Source organism: Streptococcus mitis (assembly GCF_002096895.1).
Classification (GTDB): domain Bacteria; phylum Bacillota; class Bacilli; order Lactobacillales; family Streptococcaceae; genus Streptococcus; species Streptococcus mitis_AH.
In genome coordinates this window covers 24,997-45,676 of sequence record NZ_NCVI01000017.1, presented here as the reverse complement: position 1 = coordinate 45,676, position 20,680 = coordinate 24,997, and the positions used below count along the sequence as shown (strand labels likewise).

The following is a 20,680-nucleotide window of genomic DNA, read 5'->3' as shown; positions in this document are numbered from 1 at the left end:
CATAAATGAAGACGATTCAAATTGCTATCGATGGTCCAGCTTCAAGCGGTAAGAGTACGGTTGCTAAGATTATTGCTAAAGATTTTGGTTATACCTATCTAGATACAGGTGCTATGTATCGTGCGGCGACCTATATGGCTCTGAAACACCAGTTAGGAGTGGAAGAGATTGAGGAATTTTTAGCCTTATTGGACCAGCATCCAATCAGCTTTGGGCGTTCAGAAACTGGAGAACAGCTTGTCTTTGTAGGAGATGTGGATATTACCCATCCTATTCGTGAAAATGAAGTGACCAATCATGTTTCTGCTATTGCGGCAATTCCTGAAGTACGTGAGAAACTAGTTTCTCTCCAACAAGAGATTGCACAGCAAGGTGGGATTGTCATGGATGGTCGCGATATTGGGACTGTTGTATTGCCACAAGCAGAATTGAAAATTTTCCTAGTAGCTTCGGTAGATGAAAGAGCAGAGCGCCGTTACAAGGAAAATATTGCTAAGGGAATTGAAACAGACCTTGAAACGCTAAAAGAAGAAATTGCTGCGCGTGACTACAAGGATAGCCATCGTGAGACTTCACCTCTCAAACAAGCAGAGGATGCTGTCTATCTTGACACAACTGGTTTGAACATTCAAGAAGTAGTTGAAAAAATTGAATCAGAAGCAAAAAAACGCATGTCCTAGGGACAGGAGAAGCAGGCTAAATCTAGCCTGCTTCTTTTCTATCAAACTGAACGCATCTCAAACCAGTCTTTTTTTGAGTTTTTTGATAAAATAGTACTATCAGTGAAAAGGATGGAAGCATGACTAAGAAAATCGTAGCTATTTGGGCCCAGGATAAAGAGGGTGTGATTGGTAAGGACAATCGTCTGCCTTGGCATTTGCCAGCAGAATTGCAACACTTCAAAGAAACAACTCTAAATCATGCTATCTTGATGGGGCGTGTGACCTTTGATGGGATGGGGCGTCGCTTGCTTCCACAACGGGAAACTCTGATTTTGACTCGTAACATGGCAGAAAAGATAGATGGGGTTACTACTTTTTATGATGTCCAGTCTGTCTTGGACTGGTATCAGGCTCAAGACAAGAATCTCTATATTATCGGTGGGAAGCAAATTTTTCAGGCTTTTGAGCCCTACCTTGATGAAGTGATTGTGACTCAAATTCATGCTCGGGTGGAAGGAGATACCTATTTCCCTGAGGAGTTTGACTTGTCTCTTTTTGAGACAGTTTCAAGCAAATCCTACACTAAAGATGAGAAGAATCCTTATGATTTTACCATTCAATACCGCAAGAGAAAGGAAGTCTAATGGAACGTAGTATATTTGGTTTTTTCACAGCCATGCTGTGTTTGGTCTGCTTACTTGCAGGAGCACAGGCTTTTCGTAAAAAGCGTTATGGACTTTCTGTACTGCTCTGGTTAAATGCCTTTACCAATTTGGTCAATAGTATCCATGCTTTTTACATGACCTTATTTTAGATAGAATGACAGTATAGAATAGAACGGAAGGAAATCATGCCTACAACTAGGAATAATGATATGATGGTTTATTGCTCATTTTGTGGCAAAAGCCAAGAAGAAGTACAAAAAATAATCGCAGGCAACAACGCCTTTATCTGTAATGAATGTGTGGAGTTGGCCCAGGAAATCATTCGAGAGGAGTTGGCTGAGGAAGTCTTGGCAGACTTGTCTGAGGTACCAAAACCAATCGAACTCCTCCATATCTTGAACCATTATGTAATCGGTCAAGATCGTGCCAAACGGGCCTTAGCAGTGGCGGTTTACAACCACTACAAACGCATCAATTTCCACGATACGCGTGAAGAGTCAGAAGATGTGGATTTGCAGAAGTCAAATATCTTGATGATTGGCCCAACTGGTTCAGGGAAAACTTTCCTTGCTCAGACCTTGGCTAAGAGCTTGAATGTGCCTTTTGCGATCGCAGATGCTACAGCTCTTACGGAGGCTGGTTATGTAGGTGAGGATGTGGAAAATATCCTCCTCAAACTCTTGCAGGCTGCAGACTTTAACATCGAACGTGCAGAGCGTGGCATTATCTATGTGGATGAAATTGACAAGATTGCCAAGAAGAGTGAGAACGTGTCTATCACACGTGACGTTTCTGGTGAAGGGGTGCAACAAGCCCTTCTCAAGATTATCGAGGGGACTGTAGCCAGCGTACCGCCTCAAGGTGGACGCAAGCATCCACAACAAGAGATGATTCAAGTGGATACTAAAAATATCCTCTTCATCGTGGGTGGTGCCTTTGATGGCATTGAAGAAATTGTCAAACAACGTCTGGGTGAAAAAGTTATTGGTTTTGGTCAAAACAATAAGGCGATTGATGAAAATAGCTCTTACATGCAAGAAATCATCGCAGAGGATATTCAAAAATTTGGTATTATCCCTGAGTTGATTGGACGCTTGCCTGTTTTTGCAGCTCTTGAGCAATTGACTGTTGATGACCTGGTTCGCGTCTTGAAAGAGCCAAGAAATGCCTTGGTCAAACAATACCAAACCTTGCTATCTTATGATGATGTCGAGTTGGAATTTGACGACGAAGCTCTTCAAGAGATTGCCAATAAAGCCATCGAACGCAAAACTGGTGCGCGTGGTCTTCGCTCGATTATCGAAGAAACCATGTTAGATGTCATGTTTGAAGTGCCGAGTCAGGAAAATGTGAAATTGGTCCGCATCACAAAAGAAGCTGTCGATGGAACGGATAAACCAATCCTAGAAACAGCCTAGAGGTGACTATGGAACTGAATACACACAATGCTGAAATCTTGCTCAGTGCGGCTAATAAATCCCACTATCCGCAGGATGAACTGCCAGAAATCGCTCTTGCAGGGCGTTCAAATGTTGGCAAGTCTAGCTTTATCAACACCATGCTGAATCGTAAGAATCTAGCCCGAACATCAGGTAAACCTGGTAAAACCCAGCTTCTCAACTTCTTTAACATTGATGACAAGATGCGCTTTGTGGATGTGCCTGGTTATGGCTATGCCCGTGTTTCTAAAAAGGAACGTGAAAAGTGGGGGCGTATGATTGAGGAGTACCTAACGACTCGGGAAAATCTCCGTGCAGTGGTCAGTCTAGTTGACCTTCGTCATGACCCGTCAGCAGATGATGTGCAGATGTATGAATTTCTCAAGTATTATGAGATTCCAGTCATCATTGTGGCGACCAAGGCGGACAAGATTCCTCGTGGTAAATGGAACAAGCATGAATCAGCAATTAAAAAGAAATTAAACTTTGACCCAAGTGACGACTTTATCCTCTTTTCATCTGTCAGCAAGGCAGGGATGGATGAGGCTTGGGATGCAATCTTAGAAAAGTTGTGAGGAAAAGAAAATGGCAAAAACAATTCATACAGACAAAGCTCCAAAAGCTATCGGACCCTATGTTCAAGGAAAAATCGTTGGCAACCTTTTGTTTGCTAGTGGTCAAGTTCCTCTCTCTCCTGAAACTGGGGAAATCGTTGGAGAAACGATCCAAGAACAGACAGAACAAGTCTTGAAAAATATTGGTGCTATTTTGGCAGAGGCAGGAACAGACTTTGACCATGTTGTCAAAACAACTTGCTTCTTGAGCGATATGAACGACTTCGTTCCTTTTAATGAGGTTTACCAAACGGCCTTTAAAGAGGAATTTCCAGCTCGTTCAGCAGTAGAGGTAGCTCGTCTTCCTCGTGATGTAAAAGTCGAAATCGAAGTCATCGCAGAGATTGGATAAGCTAGTTGAAGTTTGGTGTTGCCAAACTTCTTTTGATATAAGGAGAAAAAGATGACAAAGAAACAACTTCACTTGGTGATTGTAACAGGGATGAGTGGTGCAGGGAAAACAGTTGCCATTCAGTCCTTCGAAGATTTGGGTTATTTTACTATTGATAATATGCCGCCAGCCCTCTTGCCTAAGTTTTTGCAGTTGGTGGAAACAAAGGAAGACGACCATAAGTTGGCCTTGGTAGTGGATATGCGTAGCCGTTCTTTCTTCTCAGAGATTCAAGGCGTTTTGGATGAGCTGGAAAACAAGGAAGAACTGGACTTTAAAATCCTCTTCTTGGACGCAGCAGATAAGGAATTGGTCGCGCGTTACAAGGAAACCAGACGGAGTCACCCACTAGCTGCAGATGGTCGGATTTTGGATGGAATCAAGCTGGAACGTGAGCTCTTGGCGCCTTTGAAAAATATGAGCCAAAATGTGGTGGATACGACTGAACTCACTCCACGTGAGCTGCGCAAAACCCTTGCAGAGCAGTTTTCAGATCAAGAGCAAGCCCAGTCTTTCCGTATCGAAGTCATGTCTTTCGGCTTTAAATATGGAATCCCGATTGATGCAGATTTAGTCTTTGATGTTCGATTCTTGCCAAATCCCTACTATCTACCAGAACTGCGTAATCAAACGGGAGTGGATGAGCCAGTGTACGACTATGTCATGAACCATCCTGAGTCCGAAGACTTTTATCAACATTTATTGGCCTTGATTGAGCCGATTTTGCCAAGTTACCAAAAGGAAGGTAAGTCTGTTTTGACTATTGCCATGGGTTGTACGGGTGGGCAACACCGTAGTGTGGCCTTTGCTAAACGCTTGGCGCAGGACTTATCCAAGAATTGGCCTGTTAATGAAGGGCACCGCGACAAAGACCGAAGAAAGGAAACGGTAAACCGTTCATGAGAAAACCAAAGATAACGGTGATTGGTGGAGGGACTGGAATCCCCGTCATTCTAAAAAGTCTGCGGGAAAAAGATGTGGAAATCGCTGCTATCGTAACGGTGGCGGATGATGGTGGTTCTTCAGGTGAACTCAGAAAAAATATGCAACAATTGACACCGCCAGGTGATCTCCGCAATGTACTTGTAGCCATGTCGGATATGCCTAAGTTTTATGAGAAAGTCTTTCAGTATCGCTTCTCTGAAGATGCTGGAGCCTTTGCTGGCCATCCATTGGGCAATCTCATTATCGCTGGCCTGTCAGAAATGCAGGGTTCGACCTACAATGCCATGCAGTTGCTGAGCAAATTTTTCCATACAACTGGAAAGATTTATCCTTCCAGTGACCATCCTTTGACCCTACACGCAGTCTTTCAGGATGGGACAGAAGTGGCTGGAGAGAGTCATATTGCAGACCATCCAGGCATGATTGACCATGTCTATGTGACCAATACCCTCAATGATGATACGCCTCTGGCTAGCCGTCGAGTAGTGCAGACCATTCTTGAAAGTGACATGATTGTCCTCGGACCTGGTTCTCTCTTTACCTCGATTTTGCCCAATATCGTGATTAAGGAAATCGGGCAGGCGCTTTTGGAAACCAAGGCAGAAATCGCCTATGTCTGCAATATCATGACCCAACGTGGGGAGACGGAACACTTTACAGATAGTGACCACGTGGAGGTCTTGCATCGTCACCTTGGTCGACCTTTTATCGATACTGTCTTGGTGAATATTGAAAAAGTGCCTCAGGAATACATGAATTCCAACCGTTTTGATGAATACTTGGTGCAGGTGGAACATGATTTTACTGGTCTTTGTAAGCAAGTTCCGCGCGTGATTTCATCCAACTTCCTTCGTCTGGAAAATGGAGGCGCCTTCCACGATGGGGATTTGATTGTGGATGAATTGATGCGGATTATACAGGTGAGAAAATGAGTTTCACAGTAGCAGTAAAAGAAGAAATCCTAGGTCAGCACCATCTGAGCCGGCATGAATTATCTGCCATTATCAAGATGTCTGGCAGTATCGGTCTCTCGACTTCGGGCCTGACCTTGTCTGTCGTGACAGAAAATGCCAAACTGGCTCGCCACCTCTATGAGTCCTTTCTCCATTTCTATGAAATCAAATCGGAAATCCGACACCACCAAAGAAGTAATCTTCGTAAGAATCGGGTCTATACCGTTTTTACAGATGAAAAGGTGCAGGACCTTCTGAGTGATTTGCACTTGGCCGACTCTTTCTTTGGCCTAGAAACAGGTATTGATGAGGCGATTTTATCGGATGAGGAAGCAGGTCGTGCCTATCTTTGTGGTGCCTTCTTGGCAAATGGAAGCATTCGTGACCCTGAGTCAGGCAAGTATCAGTTGGAAATCAGTTCTGTTTATCTGGACCACGCGCAAGGGATTGCCTCCCTTCTCCAGCAATTTTTACTAGATGCTAAGGTGCTTGAGCGCAAGAAGGGAGCTGTGACCTATCTCCAGCGAGCCGAAGATATTATGGACTTCTTGATTGTCATCGGAGCCATGCAGGCGCGTGATGATTTTGAGAGGGTTAAGATTTTGCGAGAAACCCGTAATGACCTCAATCGAGCCAATAATGCCGAGACAGCTAATATCGCTCGGACAGTCTCTGCCAGCATGAAGACTATCAACAATATCAGCAAAATCAAAGATATCATGGGCTTAGAAAATCTGCCAGTGGATTTGCAGGAAGTAGCGCAGTTGCGGATTCAGCACCCAGACTACTCTATCCAGCAGTTAGCAGATAGCCTCAGCACCCCTCTGACCAAAAGTGGTGTCAACCACAGACTCAGAAAAATCAATAAGATAGCCGATGAGTTATAAAGATATAAAACACCTCTTTCTTGACAATTAAATAGAGTATGTGAGATAATAAAGGGGAATTGAGAAGTTCTAGCATTTTAGTGCTAACAGAAATCCCCTCGGTACTGCAATACTGAGGGGATTTTTTTCTAGGTTAGATAGCACTAACCAGGAAGGTTACTTGTCGAAGTGATCGTCTAACCAACGAGTCACCAGCCATGAGATGATACTCTCGATGACTGCGATAAGTACTATTTTGAGAAGTTCTAGCATCTGTAATACCTCCTTTTCCAAGGCGTATTGTTAGTGCCGTCCCTATTATATCACATGTTTTATCAGTTTGATAGGCATTTTTATTTTTGTTAAAGAAGGGGGAAATATGAGCTAACAAATTAGCCGATGAACTATAAAACCACGAATCCTATGTGACTCGTGGTTCTTTTTCTATAAACTAGTAGAGTGTTTTGGTTGTACTTTTTGTTCTGGGTCGATGTAGTTAATGGCATTGTTAACAGCGGTTGGTGCTTCTCCAAGCCCTGTCGCAATCAGATCAATTTTTCCGTCATAGTAGCAACAGTCACCGATAGCATAGATACCTGCTTGGCTAGATTCTTGCTTGCTATTGACGATAATCTTGTGACGGTTGAGGTCCAGACCCCAGTTTTTAAGGTTACCAACAGAAGATTTGAAACCATAGTTGACAAAGAGGTGGTCTAGGTCAATAGTTTCTGTTTCATCAGATTTGACTTTTGTGATTTCAAGTTTATCGAGTGTTTTTCCATCTCCAAGGAGTTGGCTAGGGACGAATGGTGTCTTGATGATCACAGAAGATTCCTGCAAAGCTTGGACACTGTGTTCCAAGGCGCGGAAATTATCTCTACGGTGGACAAGGGTAGTTGGCGCAATTTTTTCAAAAGCTAAAGCCCAATCAACAGCTGAGTCCCCACCACCCAGAATCGTCACTTTCTTACCAGCATATTGCTGAATGTTAGAAACGTGGTAGTGGATATTTTCATAGCCCTCAACGCCTTCTAGTTCCAGCGGACGTGGTTTGAAGGCACCACCCCCCATAGCAATGATAACAGTTTTAGACAGATGACTTCCTTTAGAAGTTGTGATGACAAATCCTTCTTCTTGTTTTTCAATCTCAAGAACCGTTTCGTTGAGATGAATAGGGGTATCAAAGCCATTTAATTGCTCGATTAGACGGTTAGTCAACTCTTCTCCAGTCAGGTTTGGGAAACCCGGGACGTCTAAAATTTCCTTTTCAGGGTAGAGAATAGCAGGTTGTCCACCTAGTTGGGGAAGAGAGTCGATGATTTGGACCTTGGCTTGGCGTAGGTGGGCATAGAAGGCTGCAAAAAGCCCGACAGGACCACCACCTACAATGGTAATATCATAGAGTTGAGACATGGTTTCTCCTTTGTTTTTTCTAGTCAGTTTATTTTATCATATTTTTCCTTAATTTAAAATGAAGTAGGATAGGGAAAAAAATGCCAGAAAAATGGTATAATAGAAAGGAACGTGTTTGGACAGAGAGGAGACAGCAGATGAACTTTCAACAATTATCCAATCTGCAATATTGGACTAGCTTGTTTTCTAGTCCTTGGAGTATTGCCATCAATCTGTTTGATATTTTGATTGTGGCCTATATTTTATATCGTTTTACAAAAGCGATAGCTGGCACCAAGATTATGATTTTGGTGCGTGGGGTCGTGATCTTTGTATTAGCCCAGGTTGTGGCCAATATCCTTGATTTAACAACGATTTCTTGGTTGATTAATCAGATTATCACCTATGGGGTTATTGCTGCGGTTGTTATCTTCTCTCCAGAGATTCGGACTGGTTTGGAACGCTTGGGAAGGGCGACAGATTTCTTTTCTACTGCTCAAATTAGTGCAGAGGAGCAAATGATTCGTGCCTTTGTCAAGTCGGTTGAATATATGAGTCCTCGTAAGATTGGTGCTCTGGTTGCCATCCAACGAGTTCGGACCTTACAAGAATACATTGCGACAGGGATTCCTTTGGATGCCAATATTTCAGCTGAACTCCTTATTAATATCTTTATCCCCAACACTCCCCTACACGATGGTGCTGTGATTATCAGAGAAAATCGAATAGCAGTAACCTCTGCCTATCTTCCCTTGACAGAAAGCACAGGGATTTCCAAGGAATTTGGGACCAGACACCGGGCGGCTATCGGTTTGTCAGAAGTATCCGATGCCTTGACCTTCATCGTCTCAGAGGAAACAGGAGGCATTTCTATTACCTATAACGGTGTTTTCAAGCACGACTTGACGATTGAAGAATTTGAAGCAGAGCTACGAGCAATTCTTTTGCCAGCTGTTGAGGAAAAAGTCAGTTTCAAGGACCGTTTGCTAGGAGGTTGGAAATATGAGAAAAAATAGTCTATATATCATTTCATCTCTCTTTTTTGCTTGTGTCTTATTCATTTATGCAACGTCAACCAACTTTCAAAATAGCAATACCGCAAGGCAGGTCAAATCAGAAACCTACACCAATACGATAACGAACGTTCCTATCGATATTCACTATGATAATGACCAGTATTTCATTAGTGGATTTGCATCAGAAGTTTCAGTGATATTAACCGGAGCTAATCGTGTGACCTTGGCCAGCGAAATGCAGGAGAGCACTCGTAAGTTTAAGGTCACAGCGGATTTGACGGATGCCAGTGTTGGAACGATTGAAGTTCCCTTGAATATTGAAAATCTTCCAAGCGGATTGACCGCTGTGGCAACGCCTCAAAAGATTACAGTGAAAGTTGGGAAGAAGGTTAAGCGAGATGGGATGATTGTTGTGCCACAAGTTGACCAAAGCCAGATTGATTCCAAGCTACAAATTGATAGTGTAACCGTGTCAAACGAACGAGTTTCTGTCACAACTGACCAAGAAACATTAGCTAAAATCGATCGTATTATTGCGCTTTTACCAACCAGCGAACGCATAACCGGTAATTACAGTGGTTCAGTACCTTTGCAGGCAATCGATCGCAATGGTGTTGTCTTACCGGCAGTTATTACTCCGTTCGACACAACAATGAAGGTGACTACAAAACCAGTAGCACCAAGTTCAAGCACATCAAATTCAACTACAAGTAGTTCGTCGGAGACGTCTTCGTCAACGAAAGCAACTAGTTCAAAAACGAATTAAAAATAGAAAAAGGATTTTATAAAAATGGGTAAATATTTTGGGACTGATGGAGTCCGTGGAGAAGCTAATGTAGAATTAACGCCAGAATTGGCCTTTAAACTAGGACGTTTTGGAGGCTATGTTCTTAGCCAACATGAAACGGAAGCGCCGAAAGTTTTTGTAGGACGTGACACACGTATTTCTGGGGAAATGCTAGAATCTGCCTTGGTGGCAGGTCTCCTCTCTGTAGGGATTCACGTCTACAAACTTGGTGTCCTTGCAACACCAGCAGTAGCTTACTTGGTAAAAACTGAGGGAGCCAGTGCAGGTGTCATGATTTCTGCTAGCCACAACCCAGCCCTTGATAATGGGATTAAGTTCTTTGGTGGTGATGGTTTCAAACTAGATGATGAAAAAGAAGCAGAAATTGAAGCCTTGCTAGATGCTGCGGAAGACACTCTTCCTCGTCCAAGTGCTGAAGGCTTGGGAACCTTGGTAGATTATCCAGAAGGTTTGCGTAAGTATGAAGGATATCTTGTTTCAACTGGAACTCCTCTTGAAGGAATGAAGGTTGCCTTGGATACGGCTAATGGTGCAGCTTCTACAAGTGCCCGTCAAATCTTTGCAGATCTTGGTGCTCAATTAACTGTTATTGGGGAAACACCAGATGGTCTTAACATCAACCTTAATGTTGGTTCAACCCACCCAGAAACCCTTCAAGAAGTGGTCAAAGAAAGTGACTCAGCTATCGGTTTGGCTTTTGACGGAGACAGTGACCGTTTGATTGCTGTCGATGAGAATGGTGAGATCGTTGATGGTGATAAAATCATGTACATCATCGGAAAATACCTTTCTGAAAAAGGACAATTGGCGCAAAATACAATCGTGACAACCGTTATGTCTAACCTTGGTTTCCACAAGGCCTTGGATCGTGAAGGCATTAACAAGGCAGTCACTGCAGTTGGCGATCGTTACGTTGTTGAAGAAATGCGAAAATCAGGCTACAACCTTGGTGGTGAACAGTCTGGTCACGTCATCTTGATGGACTACAATACAACAGGTGATGGCCAATTATCTGCTGTTCAATTGACAAAAATCATGAAGGAAACTGGTAAGAGCCTGTCAGAGTTGGCAGCAAAAGTAACCATCTATCCACAAAAATTAGTCAATATCCGAGTGGAAAATGCTATGAAGGAAAAGGCTATGGAAGTGCCAGCTATCAAGGACATTATCGAGAAGATGGAAGAAGAAATGGCAGGGAATGGGCGTATCCTTGTTCGTCCAAGTGGAACAGAGCCCCTCTTGCGTGTTATGGCAGAAGCTCCTACAACAGAAGAAGTGGACTACTATGTTGATACTATCGCAGACGTAGTTCGAGCTGAAATCGGGATTGACTAAATCCTAGAAAACTAGATGAAAATAAAAAATTATGGTACAATAGCTTATAATATTGTAGCCGAGGGAGAAAGACATGAATCTTAAACGTGAACAAGAATTTGTTAGTCAGTATCATTTTGATGCGCGTAATTTTGAATGGGAAAATGAAAATGGAGCTCCTGAAACTAAGGTGGATGTGAACTTCCAATTAATTCAACATGACCAAGAAAATCAAGTGACTTCCTTGATTGTTGTCTTGAGTTTTATGATTGTATTTGATAAATTTGTCATCAGTGGAACCATTTCACAGGTGAACCATATCGATGGTCGTATTGTTAACGAACCAAGTGAATTGAACCAAGAAGAAGTGGAAACCTTGGCTCGTCCATGTTTGAATATGCTCAACCGTTTAACTTACGAAGTAACTGAAATTGCATTAGACTTACCAGGAATCAATTTGGAGTTCTAATATGAAACTAGCTGTTATTACAGATTCCTCTGCCTATCTTAGTAAAGATACCTTACAAAGAGAAGATTTATTTGTCTTGGATATTCCTGTCAATATTGATGGTGAGGAGTATGTTGAAGGTGTCAATCTGACTGCTGAGGAATTTTACCAAAAAATGGCTCAGGCTTCGGAATTGCCTAAGACCAGTCAACCAAGTATTGCCAAGTTAGATGAAATCTTAACTGCGCTCAAAGAACAAGGCTATACCCATGCCTTGGGGCTTTTCCTATCTTCTGGAATTTCAGGTTTTTACCAAAATATCCAGTATATGGTGGATGACTACGAGGGCTTAACCATTGCCTTCCCAGACACTTTGATTACAAGTGCTCCGCTGGGTATCATGGTTGAAAGTGTATTTAACTGGCGAGACCAGGGCGATGATTTTGCCATTATTCAGGATAAGCTAGCTATTCAAATTAGTCACACATCTGCTTTTATCATGGTCGATGATTTGGACCACTTGGTTAAAGGTGGACGTCTTTCAAATGGGGCTGCTATTTTGGGAAATCTGCTCAGTATTAAGCCAATCCTTTATTTCAATGACCAAGGTGTGATTGAAGTTTACGAAAAAGTTCGTACTGAGAAGAAAGCAACCAAGCGCTTAATTGAAATCATTAAGGAAACAACAGCTTCAGGCCAATACCGTATCATTGTCATTCACGGAAATGCTTCTGAAAAGGCTGAAGAATTGCGTCAGCACTTACTTGAATCTGGAGTGGGTACGGATATTTCACTTGCTACATTTGGTAGTGTCATTGGGACCCACCTAGGAGCAGGAAGTATTGCACTAGGTTATATTCCAGTGATTTAGTTGGCGTTTCTAGGCTAGTTAAGAAATCTTGTATCATAGCAATTAAACACGGACTACCTGCCTCTTGAAAAAAGATGCCTGTTTTGCCTTTCATGGAAAATCAGCGCCATTCCCTATTTTTCATGGGCAGCTAAGGTCCTTTGTATCTTAGACAGGAGTAGAGATGAGTATTCGAGTAATTATTGCTGGTTTTAAAGGAAAAATGGGTCAGGCTGCTTGTCAGATGGTCTTGTCTGATCCAGACTTGGACTTGGTAGCAGTTTTGTATCCCTTTGAGTCTGAGTCAGAATGGCAGGGAATTCCTGTTTTCAAGGATAAGGCTGATTTAGCAGGCTTTGAAGCGGATGTCTGGGTAGATTTTACTACTCCAACTGTTGCCTACGAAAATACACGTTTTGCTCTTGAAAATGGTTTTGCTCCAGTGGTTGGAACGACAGGCTTTACTAGTGAAGAAATTGCAGAACTAAAAGCATTTTCTCGTGAACAAAATTTGGGTGGCTTGATCGCTCCTAATTTTGCCTTAGGTGCTGTTTTACTCATGCAATTTGCGACGCAGGCTGCCAAATATTTCCCAAATGTGGAGATTATCGAGCTTCATCATGACAAGAAAAAGGATGCACCGAGTGGAACTGCTATTAAAACAGCTGAGTTAATGGCAGAAGTTCGAGAGTCTATCCAGCAGGGTGCACCTGATGAGGAAGAATTGATTGCGGGTGCTCGTGGTGCTGACTTTGATGGCATGCGGATCCACTCAGTTCGTTTGCCAGGCTTGGTAGCCCATCAGGAAGTCATCTTTGGCAATCAGGGAGAAGGATTGACCCTCCGTCATGACTCCTATGATCGCAGCTCCTTCATGACAGGGGTCAATTTGGGAATTAAAGAAGTTGTCAAGCGTCATGAGCTTGTCTATGGATTAGAACACTTATTATGAGATTAACGCAAATGCCTTCTGAATTTCAGAAGGCTTTACCAGTATTAGAAAAAATTAAAGAAGCAGGCTTTGAAGCCTATTTTGTTGGGGGATCTGTTCGAGATGCCCTTCTCAATCGTCCCATCCACGATGTGGATATTGCGACGTCTTCTTATCCAGAAGAGACCAAGCAGATTTTTCCTCGAACAGCCGATATCGGAATCGAGCATGGAACCGTCTTGGTTTTAGATGGGGATGAGGAGTATGAGGTAACCACCTTTCGGACAGAGGATGTCTATGTGGACTATCGCAGACCAAGTGCGGTTTCCTTTGTGCGCTCGCTAGAAGAAGACCTCAAGCGCCGTGATTTCACAGTTAACGCCTTTGCCTTGGACGAGACAGGGGAAATCATTGACTTGTTCCATGGTTTAGAAGATTTGGAAAATCAAGTTTTGCGGGCGGTTGGTGTAGCTAGTGAGCGTTTCAACGAAGATGCTCTACGGATTATGCGTGGTTTCCGTTTTCAGGCCAGTCTTGGCTTTGAACTGGAGCTAGAAACGTTTAAAGCTATGAAGACCTTGACGCCACTTTTGGAGAAAATTTCTGTAGAGCGTACCTTCGTCGAGTTTGATAAACTCTTGCTGGCTCCATTTTGGAGAAGGGGCTTGGCTTCCATGATTGAGAGTCAAGCTTATGACTATCTCCCTGATATGGAATCTAGCCAAGACAAGCTTAATAGACTGTTTGATTTGGAGACTGATTTCACCTTTGAATCCTCTGAACAAGCCTGGGCGGCTCTATTGTGGGCTTTGGAAATTGAGAATGCGCAGCCCTTTTTGAAGGCTTGGAAGACCTCACGCCAGTTTGCTAAGCAAGTTCAGGATGTACTGACTATTTTAGCCTTGCGTGAAAAGGGAGAGTTGAGCAAGCGCGATTGTTACCGCTTTGACTTGGATTTACTTTTACAGGCTGAAAATCTTCGTCAAGCTCAAAGGAAATCAGTCAACCCACAAGCTATCACAGAAACCTACCAAAGTCTGACCATTCATGACAAGAAAGAAATCCAAATCAACGGTGGTATTTTGATTAAGGAATATGGCTATCAGCCGGGACCAGACTTGGGAGAGATTTTAACAGAGATTGAATATGCTATTGTCGATGGAGAATTGGAAAATGACCGTCAAGCCATCCATGCTTATCTGAGGGAGAAAAAATGAGTGATTTTATCGTTGAAAAACTAAGTAAGTCCGTCGGTGACAAGACCGTTTTTAAGGATATTTCCTTTATTATCCATGATCTAGACAGAATCGGTCTAATCGGTGTCAATGGAACGGGTAAAACCACCCTTTTGGATGTCCTTTCTGGCGTTTCTGGCTTTGATGGGGATGTCAGTCCCTTTTCAGCGAAAAATGATTACCAGATTGGTTACTTGACCCAAAATCCTGATTTTGATGATAGCAAGACGGTTTTGGATACGGTTCTATCTAGCGACCTCAAGGAAATCCAGCTCATTCGTGAGTATGAATTGATCATGCTCAACTACAGTGAGGACAAGCAGGCACGTTTGGAACGTGTCATGGCAGAAATGGATTCTCTCCAAGCTTGGGAAATCGAGAGTCAGGTCAAGACGGTTTTAAGTAAGCTGGGTATTCAGGACTTATCTACTCCAGTTGGGGAATTGTCAGGTGGTCTGAGAAGACGAGTTCAGTTGGCGCAAGTTTTACTTGGCAACCACGACCTCTTGTTACTAGACGAACCAACCAACCATCTGGATATTGCGACTATTGAGTGGCTGACCCTCTTTTTAAAAAATTCTAAGAAGACCATCCTTTTTATCACTCACGATCGCTATTTCTTAGACGCTTTGTCAACACGGATTTTCGAGTTGGATCGCGCAGGATTGACCGAGTATCAAGGGAATTATCAGGACTATGTTCGCCTTAAGGCGGAACAAGATGAGCGAGATGCGGCTCTACTTCATAAAAAGGAACAACTTTATAAGCAAGAATTGGCCTGGATGCGCAGACAACCGCAGGCGCGTGCGACCAAGCAGCAGGCTCGTATCAATCGTTTCCACGACCTGAAAAAGGAAGTTTCAGGCAGTACTGCTGAGACAGACTTGACCATGAACTTCGAAACCAGTCGGATTGGGAAAAAAATCATCGAGTTTCAGAATGTTTCCTTTGCCTATGAAAACAAGCCTATTTTGCAAGATTTTAATCTCTTGGTGCAGGCCAAAGACCGTATTGGAATAGTTGGGGACAACGGTGTTGGAAAATCAACCCTGCTCAACTTGATTGCAGGAAGTCTTGAGCCGACAGCAGGTCAAGTTGTGATTGGGGAAACTGTTCGCATCGCCTATTTCTCTCAGCAAATTGAGGGTTTGGATGAAAGTAAGCGAGTGATCAATTACTTGCAGGAAGTGGCAGAAGAGGTCAAGACCAGCGGTGGTTCTACGACTTCTATTGCAGAGTTGCTGGAGCAGTTCCTTTTCCCACGTTCGACGCATGGAACCTTGATTGAAAAATTGTCTGGGGGAGAGAAAAAACGTCTTTATCTCCTCAAACTGCTTTTGGAAAAACCAAATGTTCTTCTTTTAGACGAGCCAACCAATGATTTGGACATTGCAACCTTGACAGTCTTGGAGAATTTCTTGCAGGGATTTGCTGGGCCTGTTTTGACGGTTAGCCATGACCGCTATTTCTTGGATAAGGTAGCGACCAAGATTCTGGCTTTTGAGGATGGCAAGATTCGTCCTTTCTTTGGTCATTATACCGATTACCTTGATGAAAAAGCCTTTGAAACAGAGTTGGCCAATCAAGTGCAAAAGTCTGAAAAGGAGAAAGTGGTCAAGGTTCGTGAAGACAAGAAACGCATGACCTATCAAGAAAAGCAGGAGTGGGCAAGTATTGAAGGTGATATTGAAGCCTTGGAAAACCGTATCGCTGCTATTGAAGAGGAGATGCAGGCCAACGGCTCTGACTTTGGTAAGTTGGCCACTCTCCAAAAAGAATTGGATGAGAAAAACGAAGCACTCCTTGAAAAATACGAACGCTATGAATACCTAAGTGAATTTGATAACTAGAAGAATAGAAAAATCCCGTCTCAGTGACAGGATTTCTCTATTCTTTTTTGGTTTCTTGATGAAAGATATTCTGCCAAGTTTCGTGGCGACGCCAAATACTGGTATGGATAATGCCGTCTAACTCATAGCAGATGAGTTTGGTTTTTTGACTGATGGAAGTAACTTCAATGTCCTTGATAGCAGAAGCTAACTCTTTTTCAGATTTATAAGCAAGCTTGTCCATCTGCTTTCCATCTTGGCGGATATAGACAAAGTCTTCGGCTAGGAGTTCTTCTAACTGATTTCCTTGGTCAATCAATTGTTCACGCATGAGCAATTTTTTATAGACATTGTCTAAAATTTCATCCTCAGGGATAGGTGCTGGTTCGATATGGACATCGGTATCAAAGACTCCAAAACGTTCCTCCAGCATAGACTCGACCTGATCCGCGATTTCATGACTTTCGTAAACAGACAAGTCTGGATTCATTTCTAACGTGATATCCAAGTAAATATTGCTACCATAGGTACGACCTCTTTGCGATTTGACCTTGCTAATTTTGGGAATTTCCATGATAGCCTTTTGATAGTCCTCAAGCAGACGGTCGTCGAAGCCATCTGAAAGGCTAAAGGAAGACTCGATGAAGATATCATAGGCAGTTTTCAAGATAAAGAAGGTGATGATGATGGCGACCAGTTTATCCACAATGGGATAATTGAAACTGCTAGCTAGGATGGCAATGGTGGTACCAAGTGAGGTGACGGCATCAGAAAGATTGTCCTTGGCGGCAGCCTTCAGTGCCTTGGAGTTGGATTTCTTACTGAGGCGAGTGTTATAGAGATAAACCACAAACATAATCGCTGCAGAAATGATTCCTAGAGTTGCGCCCAGAGGATCAATGACCGTTTCTTCCCGGCTGAGAATCTTTTGAATGGTATCCCTCAGCACATCAAAGCCAACATAAAACATGATGATGGAAGTGACTAAGCTAGCCAAATCTTCAATCTTCCAGTGACCAAAACGGTGGTCACGGTCTGCAGGCTGGCGTGCCATTCGAATCCCAATCAAGAGGGCCACATTTCCAATGATATCGGATACGTTATTGAAACCATCTGCCACCAAACTGGATGAATCAAGAAGGTGGCCAGTTGCTAATTTGGCTGCAGATAAGAGCAGGTAGGTCGAAATACTGATGATGGCCCCACGCTCAGCTAACTTGAGATTTGAAATAGATTGCTTCATTCAACTTCCTTTCTAGTCATATAGCATTCTACCATTATACTGGTTTTCAAGGGAAAATTCAAATAAGGCAGTTTTTGCTCTTTAAAAACTTTTCAAAATTTGGTATAATAGTACTACTCAAGGGAGTAGCTGGCAGAAACCTGTGATAGTGTCGTCATTCCGAATTTTATACTGAAAAGTATGTTTTCCGGCCCTATCTTAAACAGCGAGACTTGTTATGATTAACAGGGCTCTTTTTGTTTGTCGTGAAAAGATACGATGAGAAAAAGAGAGTCTGTTTTGCACACAATGTCAAGGAGGAGACACATGTCAAAAGAACAAAAACGCCAAGCGTTTTACACTCAAAGTCCTGAAGAGGTTTTGAAGGCTGTGGATGCGACCGAGCAAGGTTTGTCATCAAGTGAGGCGGAAAAGCGCCTTGCCGAATTTGGCCACAATGAACTCGAAGAGGGTGAGAAACGATCAATCCTGGTCAAATTCATCGAACAGTTTAAGGATTTGATGATTATCATCCTAGTTGCGGCAGCTATCTTGTCAGTCGTGACTTCTGGTGGAGAAGATATTGCAGATGCCATCATTATCTTAGCCGTGGTTATCATCAATGCTGCCTTCGGTGTTTACCAAGAAGGAAAAGCAGAAGAAGCCATTGAAGCCCTCAAATCTATGTCCAGTCCAGCTGCTCGCGTTCTTCGTGATGGGCATATGGCGGAGATTGACTCTAAAGAATTGGTACCAGGAGATATCGTTGCCCTTGAAGCTGGTGACGTGGTGCCAGCAGACCTACGTTTGCTTGAAGCCAACTCTCTTAAAATCGAAGAAGCAGCTCTTACAGGTGAGTCTGTTCCAGTTGAAAAAGACTTGTCAGTCGAGCTTGCTGCAGATGCTGGTATTGGTGACCGTGTCAATATGGCCTTCCAAAACTCTAACGTAACCTATGGTCGTGGGATGGGTGTTGTTGTCAATACAGGTATGTATACTGAAGTTGGTCACATTGCTGGTATGCTTCAAGACGCTGATGAGACCGATACACCCCTCAAACAAAACTTGAACAACCTTTCTAAGGTCTTGACCTATGCTATCTTGGTTATTGCACTTGTTACTTTTATCGTTGGTGTTTTCATTCAAGGTAAAAATCCACTCGGTGAGTTGATGACCTCTGTTGCCCTTGCCGTTGCAGCTATCCCAGAAGGGCTCCCAGCTATCGTAACTATTGTTCTTGCCCTTGGTACTCAAGTTTTGGCTAAAAGAAACTCTATCGTTCGGAAGTTGCCAGCAGTAGAAACTCTTGGTTCAACAGAAATCATCGCTTCTGATAAGACTGGTACGCTGACCATGAACAAGATGACCGTCGAAAAAGTCTTCTACGATGCAATCCTACATGACTCAGCTGATGATATTGAACTAGGGCTTGAAATGCCCCTTCTTCGTTCAGTTGTCTTGGCCAATGATACTAAAATAGATGTGGAAGGCAACCTGATTGGTGATCCAACCGAAACAGCCTTTATCCAGTATGCCTTGGATAAGGGTTACGATGTCAAAGGATTTTTAGACAAATATCCTCGTGTAGCTGAATTGCCATTTGACTCTGACCGTAAGCTCATGTCAACGGTTCACCCATTGCCAGATGGTAAATTCCTTGTAGCAGTCAAGGGTGCGCCAGACCAACTCTTAAAACGTTGTGTTCTTCGTGATAAGGCTGGGGATATTGCTCCGATTGATGAGAAAGTTACAAACCTCATTCATACAAACAATTCTGAAATGGCTCACCAAGCCTTGCGTGTCCTTGCTGGTGCTTATAAGATTATTGACAGCATTCCAGAAAACCTCACTTCTGAAGAGCTTGAAAATGATTTAATCTTTACTGGCTTGATTGGTATGATTGACCCTGAACGTCCTGAGGCAGCTGAGGCTGTTCGTGTGGCTAAGGAAGCGGGAATTCGTCCAATCATGATTACGGGTGATCACCAAGACACTGCAGAAGCTATTGCCAAACGTTTGGGAATCATTGACGCAAATGATACAGAAGGACATGTTTTAACTGGTGCTGAGCTCAACGAACTATCTGATGAAGACTTTGAAAAAGTCGTTGGTCAATACTCTGTTTATGCCCGTGTGTCTCCAGAACACAAGGTTCGTATCGTCAAGGCTTGGCAAAAACAAGGTAAAGTCGTTGCCATGACAGGTGACGGTGTCAATGATGCGCCAGCTCTGAAAACAGCAGATATCGGTATTGGTATGGGAATCACTGGTACAGAGGTTTCTAAGGGGGCTTCTGACATGATTCTTGCAGATGATAACTTTGCGACTATTATTGTTGCAGTTGAAGAAGGACGTAAGGTCTTCTCAAACATTCAAAAGACTATTCAGTACCTACTTTCTGCCAATACTGCTGAAGTATTAACCATCTTCCTATCAACCTTGTTTGGTTGGGATGTCTTGCAGCCAGTTCATCTTTTGTGGATCAACTTGGTAACCGATACTTTCCCAGCTATCGCTCTTGGTGTTGAACCTGCTGAGCCTGGTGTCATGAACCATAAACCACGTGGACGCAAGGCAAGCTTCTTCTCAGGTGGTGTTTTGAGTTCTATCATCTATCAAGGTGTACTCCAAGCAGCAATTGTTATGAGTGTTTATGGTCTTGCCCTTCTTTACCCAGTTCATGTGGGTGACAATCATGCCATTCATGCGGATGCTCTTACTATGGCCTTTGCAACCCTTGGTTTGATTCAGCTCTTCCATGCCTACAATGTGAAATCTGTTTACCAATCCATCTTGACAGTTGGTCCATTCAAGTCTAAGACCTTCAACTGGTCCATCTTGGTATCCTTCATCCTTCTTATGGCAACAATCGTCGTAGAACCACTTGAAGGAATCTTCCACGTAACCAAACTAGACTTGTCTCAATGGGGAATCGTTATGGGCGGAAGCTTCTCAATGATTATTATTGTCGAAATTGTTAAGTTTATTCAACGCAAACTCGGTTTTGATAAGAATGCGATTTAAAAAGAAAGTCATCTTCGGATGGCTTTTTGCTACAGTTTAGGGAAAGGGCTTGCAGTTATCGGCTTTTGTGCTATAA

General features: G+C 43.0%; 20 protein-coding genes. 18 read left to right on the top strand and 2 right to left on the bottom strand.

The window, feature by feature from the left end:
• Positions 1–5 precede the first annotated feature (5 nt).
• From cmk to whiA, 9 genes are all read left to right on the top strand, one after another.
• Entirely contained in the window at positions 6–680 is a 675-nt protein-coding gene (cmk, locus tag B7697_RS02080; protein ID WP_084950094.1) for a (d)CMP kinase, read from the top strand.
• A gap of 119 nt (positions 681–799) precedes the next feature.
• Positions 800–1,306 (top strand): dihydrofolate reductase, encoded by a 507-nt coding sequence (locus B7697_RS02075; RefSeq protein WP_084950092.1) that lies wholly within the window; start codon positions 800–802, stop codon positions 1,304–1,306.
• Positions 1,306–1,476 (top strand): hypothetical protein, encoded by a 171-nt coding sequence (locus B7697_RS02070; RefSeq protein ID WP_000442260.1) that lies wholly within the window; start codon positions 1,306–1,308, stop codon positions 1,474–1,476. Before B7697_RS02075 ends, B7697_RS02070 begins: the two co-directional genes overlap by 1 nt.
• Before the next feature lie 36 nt (positions 1,477–1,512).
• Positions 1,513–2,745 (top strand): ATP-dependent Clp protease ATP-binding subunit ClpX, encoded by a 1,233-nt coding sequence (gene clpX, locus B7697_RS02065; protein WP_084950090.1) that lies wholly within the window; start codon positions 1,513–1,515, stop codon positions 2,743–2,745.
• An 8-nt stretch (positions 2,746–2,753) separates the two neighbouring features.
• Positions 2,754–3,341, top strand: coding sequence for a ribosome biogenesis GTP-binding protein YihA/YsxC (gene yihA, locus B7697_RS02060; RefSeq protein WP_000422605.1), 588 nt, complete (start codon positions 2,754–2,756; stop codon positions 3,339–3,341).
• A 10-nt stretch (positions 3,342–3,351) separates the two neighbouring features.
• Positions 3,352–3,732, top strand: coding sequence for a RidA family protein (locus B7697_RS02055; protein ID WP_001140420.1), 381 nt, complete (start codon positions 3,352–3,354; stop codon positions 3,730–3,732).
• Between the two features lie 51 nt (positions 3,733–3,783).
• Complete coding sequence (rapZ, locus tag B7697_RS02050) at positions 3,784–4,674, top strand: RNase adapter RapZ (RefSeq protein ID WP_084950088.1); 891 nt, start codon at positions 3,784–3,786, stop codon at positions 4,672–4,674.
• A complete protein-coding gene (locus tag B7697_RS02045; RefSeq protein WP_001231080.1) occupies positions 4,671–5,648 on the top strand; it encodes a YvcK family protein in 978 nt (325 codons plus the stop codon). Before rapZ ends, B7697_RS02045 begins: the two co-directional genes overlap by 4 nt.
• Positions 5,645–6,556, top strand: coding sequence for a DNA-binding protein WhiA (gene whiA / locus B7697_RS02040; protein ID WP_000011276.1), 912 nt, complete (start codon positions 5,645–5,647; stop codon positions 6,554–6,556). The genes B7697_RS02045 and whiA overlap by 4 nt, the downstream gene beginning before the upstream one ends.
• A 423-nt stretch (positions 6,557–6,979) precedes the next feature.
• On the opposite strand, the gene B7697_RS02035 is transcribed toward whiA, so the two are convergent.
• Positions 6,980–7,948 (bottom strand): NAD(P)/FAD-dependent oxidoreductase, encoded by a 969-nt coding sequence (locus B7697_RS02035; RefSeq protein WP_000081015.1) that lies wholly within the window; start codon positions 7,946–7,948, stop codon positions 6,980–6,982.
• Positions 7,949–8,085: 137 nt separating this feature from the next.
• Between B7697_RS02035 and cdaA the strand changes: the two genes are divergently transcribed.
• The 8 genes from cdaA to B7697_RS01995 all read left to right on the top strand — a co-directional run bounded on the left by cdaA (position 8,086) and on the right by B7697_RS01995 (position 16,379).
• The gene (gene cdaA, locus B7697_RS02030) at positions 8,086–8,943 is read left to right on the top strand and encodes a diadenylate cyclase CdaA (protein ID WP_001011069.1); all 858 of its coding nucleotides are present in this window, start codon (positions 8,086–8,088) and stop codon (positions 8,941–8,943) included.
• Positions 8,930–9,709 carry a CdaR family protein gene (locus B7697_RS02025; RefSeq protein ID WP_001230940.1) on the top strand — a complete coding sequence of 260 codons (780 nt, stop codon included), beginning with the start codon at positions 8,930–8,932 and terminating at the stop codon, positions 9,707–9,709. The genes cdaA and B7697_RS02025 overlap by 14 nt, the downstream gene beginning before the upstream one ends.
• Positions 9,710–9,733: 24 nt before the next feature.
• On the top strand, positions 9,734–11,086 hold the full coding sequence (gene glmM, locus B7697_RS02020; RefSeq protein WP_000521447.1) for a phosphoglucosamine mutase: 1,353 nt from the start codon (positions 9,734–9,736) through the stop codon (positions 11,084–11,086).
• Positions 11,087–11,159: 73 nt separating this feature from the next.
• Entirely contained in the window at positions 11,160–11,534 is a 375-nt protein-coding gene (locus B7697_RS02015; RefSeq protein WP_001050081.1) for a DUF1149 family protein, read from the top strand.
• Between the two features lies 1 nt (position 11,535).
• A complete protein-coding gene (locus B7697_RS02010; RefSeq protein WP_084950086.1) occupies positions 11,536–12,384 on the top strand; it encodes a DegV family protein in 849 nt (282 codons plus the stop codon).
• Positions 12,385–12,547: 163 nt separating this feature from the next.
• Entirely contained in the window at positions 12,548–13,315 is a 768-nt protein-coding gene (gene dapB / locus B7697_RS02005) for a 4-hydroxy-tetrahydrodipicolinate reductase (protein ID WP_084950084.1), read from the top strand.
• Positions 13,312–14,511: a CCA tRNA nucleotidyltransferase gene (locus tag B7697_RS02000; RefSeq protein ID WP_084950083.1), complete on the top strand. Its 1,200-nt coding sequence runs from the start codon at positions 13,312–13,314 to the stop codon at positions 14,509–14,511. The genes dapB and B7697_RS02000 overlap by 4 nt, the downstream gene beginning before the upstream one ends.
• The gene (locus tag B7697_RS01995; RefSeq protein WP_084950081.1) at positions 14,508–16,379 is read left to right on the top strand and encodes an ABC-F family ATP-binding cassette domain-containing protein; all 1,872 of its coding nucleotides are present in this window, start codon (positions 14,508–14,510) and stop codon (positions 16,377–16,379) included. The genes B7697_RS02000 and B7697_RS01995 overlap by 4 nt, the downstream gene beginning before the upstream one ends.
• A gap of 37 nt (positions 16,380–16,416) precedes the next feature.
• Here the strand turns inward: B7697_RS01995 and mntE are convergent, their stop codons facing one another.
• On the bottom strand, positions 16,417–17,601 hold the full coding sequence (gene mntE / locus B7697_RS01990; RefSeq protein ID WP_084950079.1) for a CDF family manganese efflux transporter MntE: 1,185 nt from the start codon (positions 17,599–17,601) through the stop codon (positions 16,417–16,419).
• A 306-nt stretch (positions 17,602–17,907) separates the two neighbouring features.
• Between mntE and B7697_RS01985 the strand changes: the two genes are divergently transcribed.
• Complete coding sequence (locus tag B7697_RS01985) at positions 17,908–20,604, top strand: cation-translocating P-type ATPase (RefSeq protein ID WP_084950077.1); 2,697 nt, start codon at positions 17,908–17,910, stop codon at positions 20,602–20,604.
• Positions 20,605–20,680: the final 76 nt, after the last annotated feature.

Bases quoted from the DNA above. Each gene is read 5' to 3' on its own strand.
- B7697_RS01995 (WP_084950081.1), top strand. From the start codon at position 14,508: ATGAGTGATTTTATCGTTGAAAAACTAAGTAAGTCCGTCGGTGACAAG.
- glmM (WP_000521447.1), top strand. From the start codon at position 9,734: ATGGGTAAATATTTTGGGACTGATGGAGTCCGTGGAGAAGCTAATGTA.
- B7697_RS02035 (WP_000081015.1), bottom strand. From the start codon at position 7,948: ATGTCTCAACTCTATGATATTACCATTGTAGGTGGTGGTCCTGTCGGG.
- B7697_RS02070 (WP_000442260.1), top strand. From the start codon at position 1,306: ATGGAACGTAGTATATTTGGTTTTTTCACAGCCATGCTGTGTTTGGTC.
- cmk (WP_084950094.1), top strand. From the start codon at position 6: ATGAAGACGATTCAAATTGCTATCGATGGTCCAGCTTCAAGCGGTAAG.
- dapB (WP_084950084.1), top strand. From the start codon at position 12,548: ATGAGTATTCGAGTAATTATTGCTGGTTTTAAAGGAAAAATGGGTCAG.
- cdaA (WP_001011069.1), top strand. From the start codon at position 8,086: ATGAACTTTCAACAATTATCCAATCTGCAATATTGGACTAGCTTGTTT.
- rapZ (WP_084950088.1), top strand. From the start codon at position 3,784: ATGACAAAGAAACAACTTCACTTGGTGATTGTAACAGGGATGAGTGGT.
- mntE (WP_084950079.1), bottom strand. From the start codon at position 17,601: ATGAAGCAATCTATTTCAAATCTCAAGTTAGCTGAGCGTGGGGCCATC.
- clpX (WP_084950090.1), top strand. From the start codon at position 1,513: ATGCCTACAACTAGGAATAATGATATGATGGTTTATTGCTCATTTTGT.
- B7697_RS02000 (WP_084950083.1), top strand. From the start codon at position 13,312: ATGAGATTAACGCAAATGCCTTCTGAATTTCAGAAGGCTTTACCAGTA.
- yihA (WP_000422605.1), top strand. From the start codon at position 2,754: ATGGAACTGAATACACACAATGCTGAAATCTTGCTCAGTGCGGCTAAT.
- B7697_RS02010 (WP_084950086.1), top strand. From the start codon at position 11,536: ATGAAACTAGCTGTTATTACAGATTCCTCTGCCTATCTTAGTAAAGAT.
- whiA (WP_000011276.1), top strand. From the start codon at position 5,645: ATGAGTTTCACAGTAGCAGTAAAAGAAGAAATCCTAGGTCAGCACCAT.
- B7697_RS02015 (WP_001050081.1), top strand. From the start codon at position 11,160: ATGAATCTTAAACGTGAACAAGAATTTGTTAGTCAGTATCATTTTGAT.
- B7697_RS01985 (WP_084950077.1), top strand. From the start codon at position 17,908: ATGTCAAAAGAACAAAAACGCCAAGCGTTTTACACTCAAAGTCCTGAA.
- B7697_RS02045 (WP_001231080.1), top strand. From the start codon at position 4,671: ATGAGAAAACCAAAGATAACGGTGATTGGTGGAGGGACTGGAATCCCC.
- B7697_RS02055 (WP_001140420.1), top strand. From the start codon at position 3,352: ATGGCAAAAACAATTCATACAGACAAAGCTCCAAAAGCTATCGGACCC.
- B7697_RS02075 (WP_084950092.1), top strand. From the start codon at position 800: ATGACTAAGAAAATCGTAGCTATTTGGGCCCAGGATAAAGAGGGTGTG.
- B7697_RS02025 (WP_001230940.1), top strand. From the start codon at position 8,930: ATGAGAAAAAATAGTCTATATATCATTTCATCTCTCTTTTTTGCTTGT.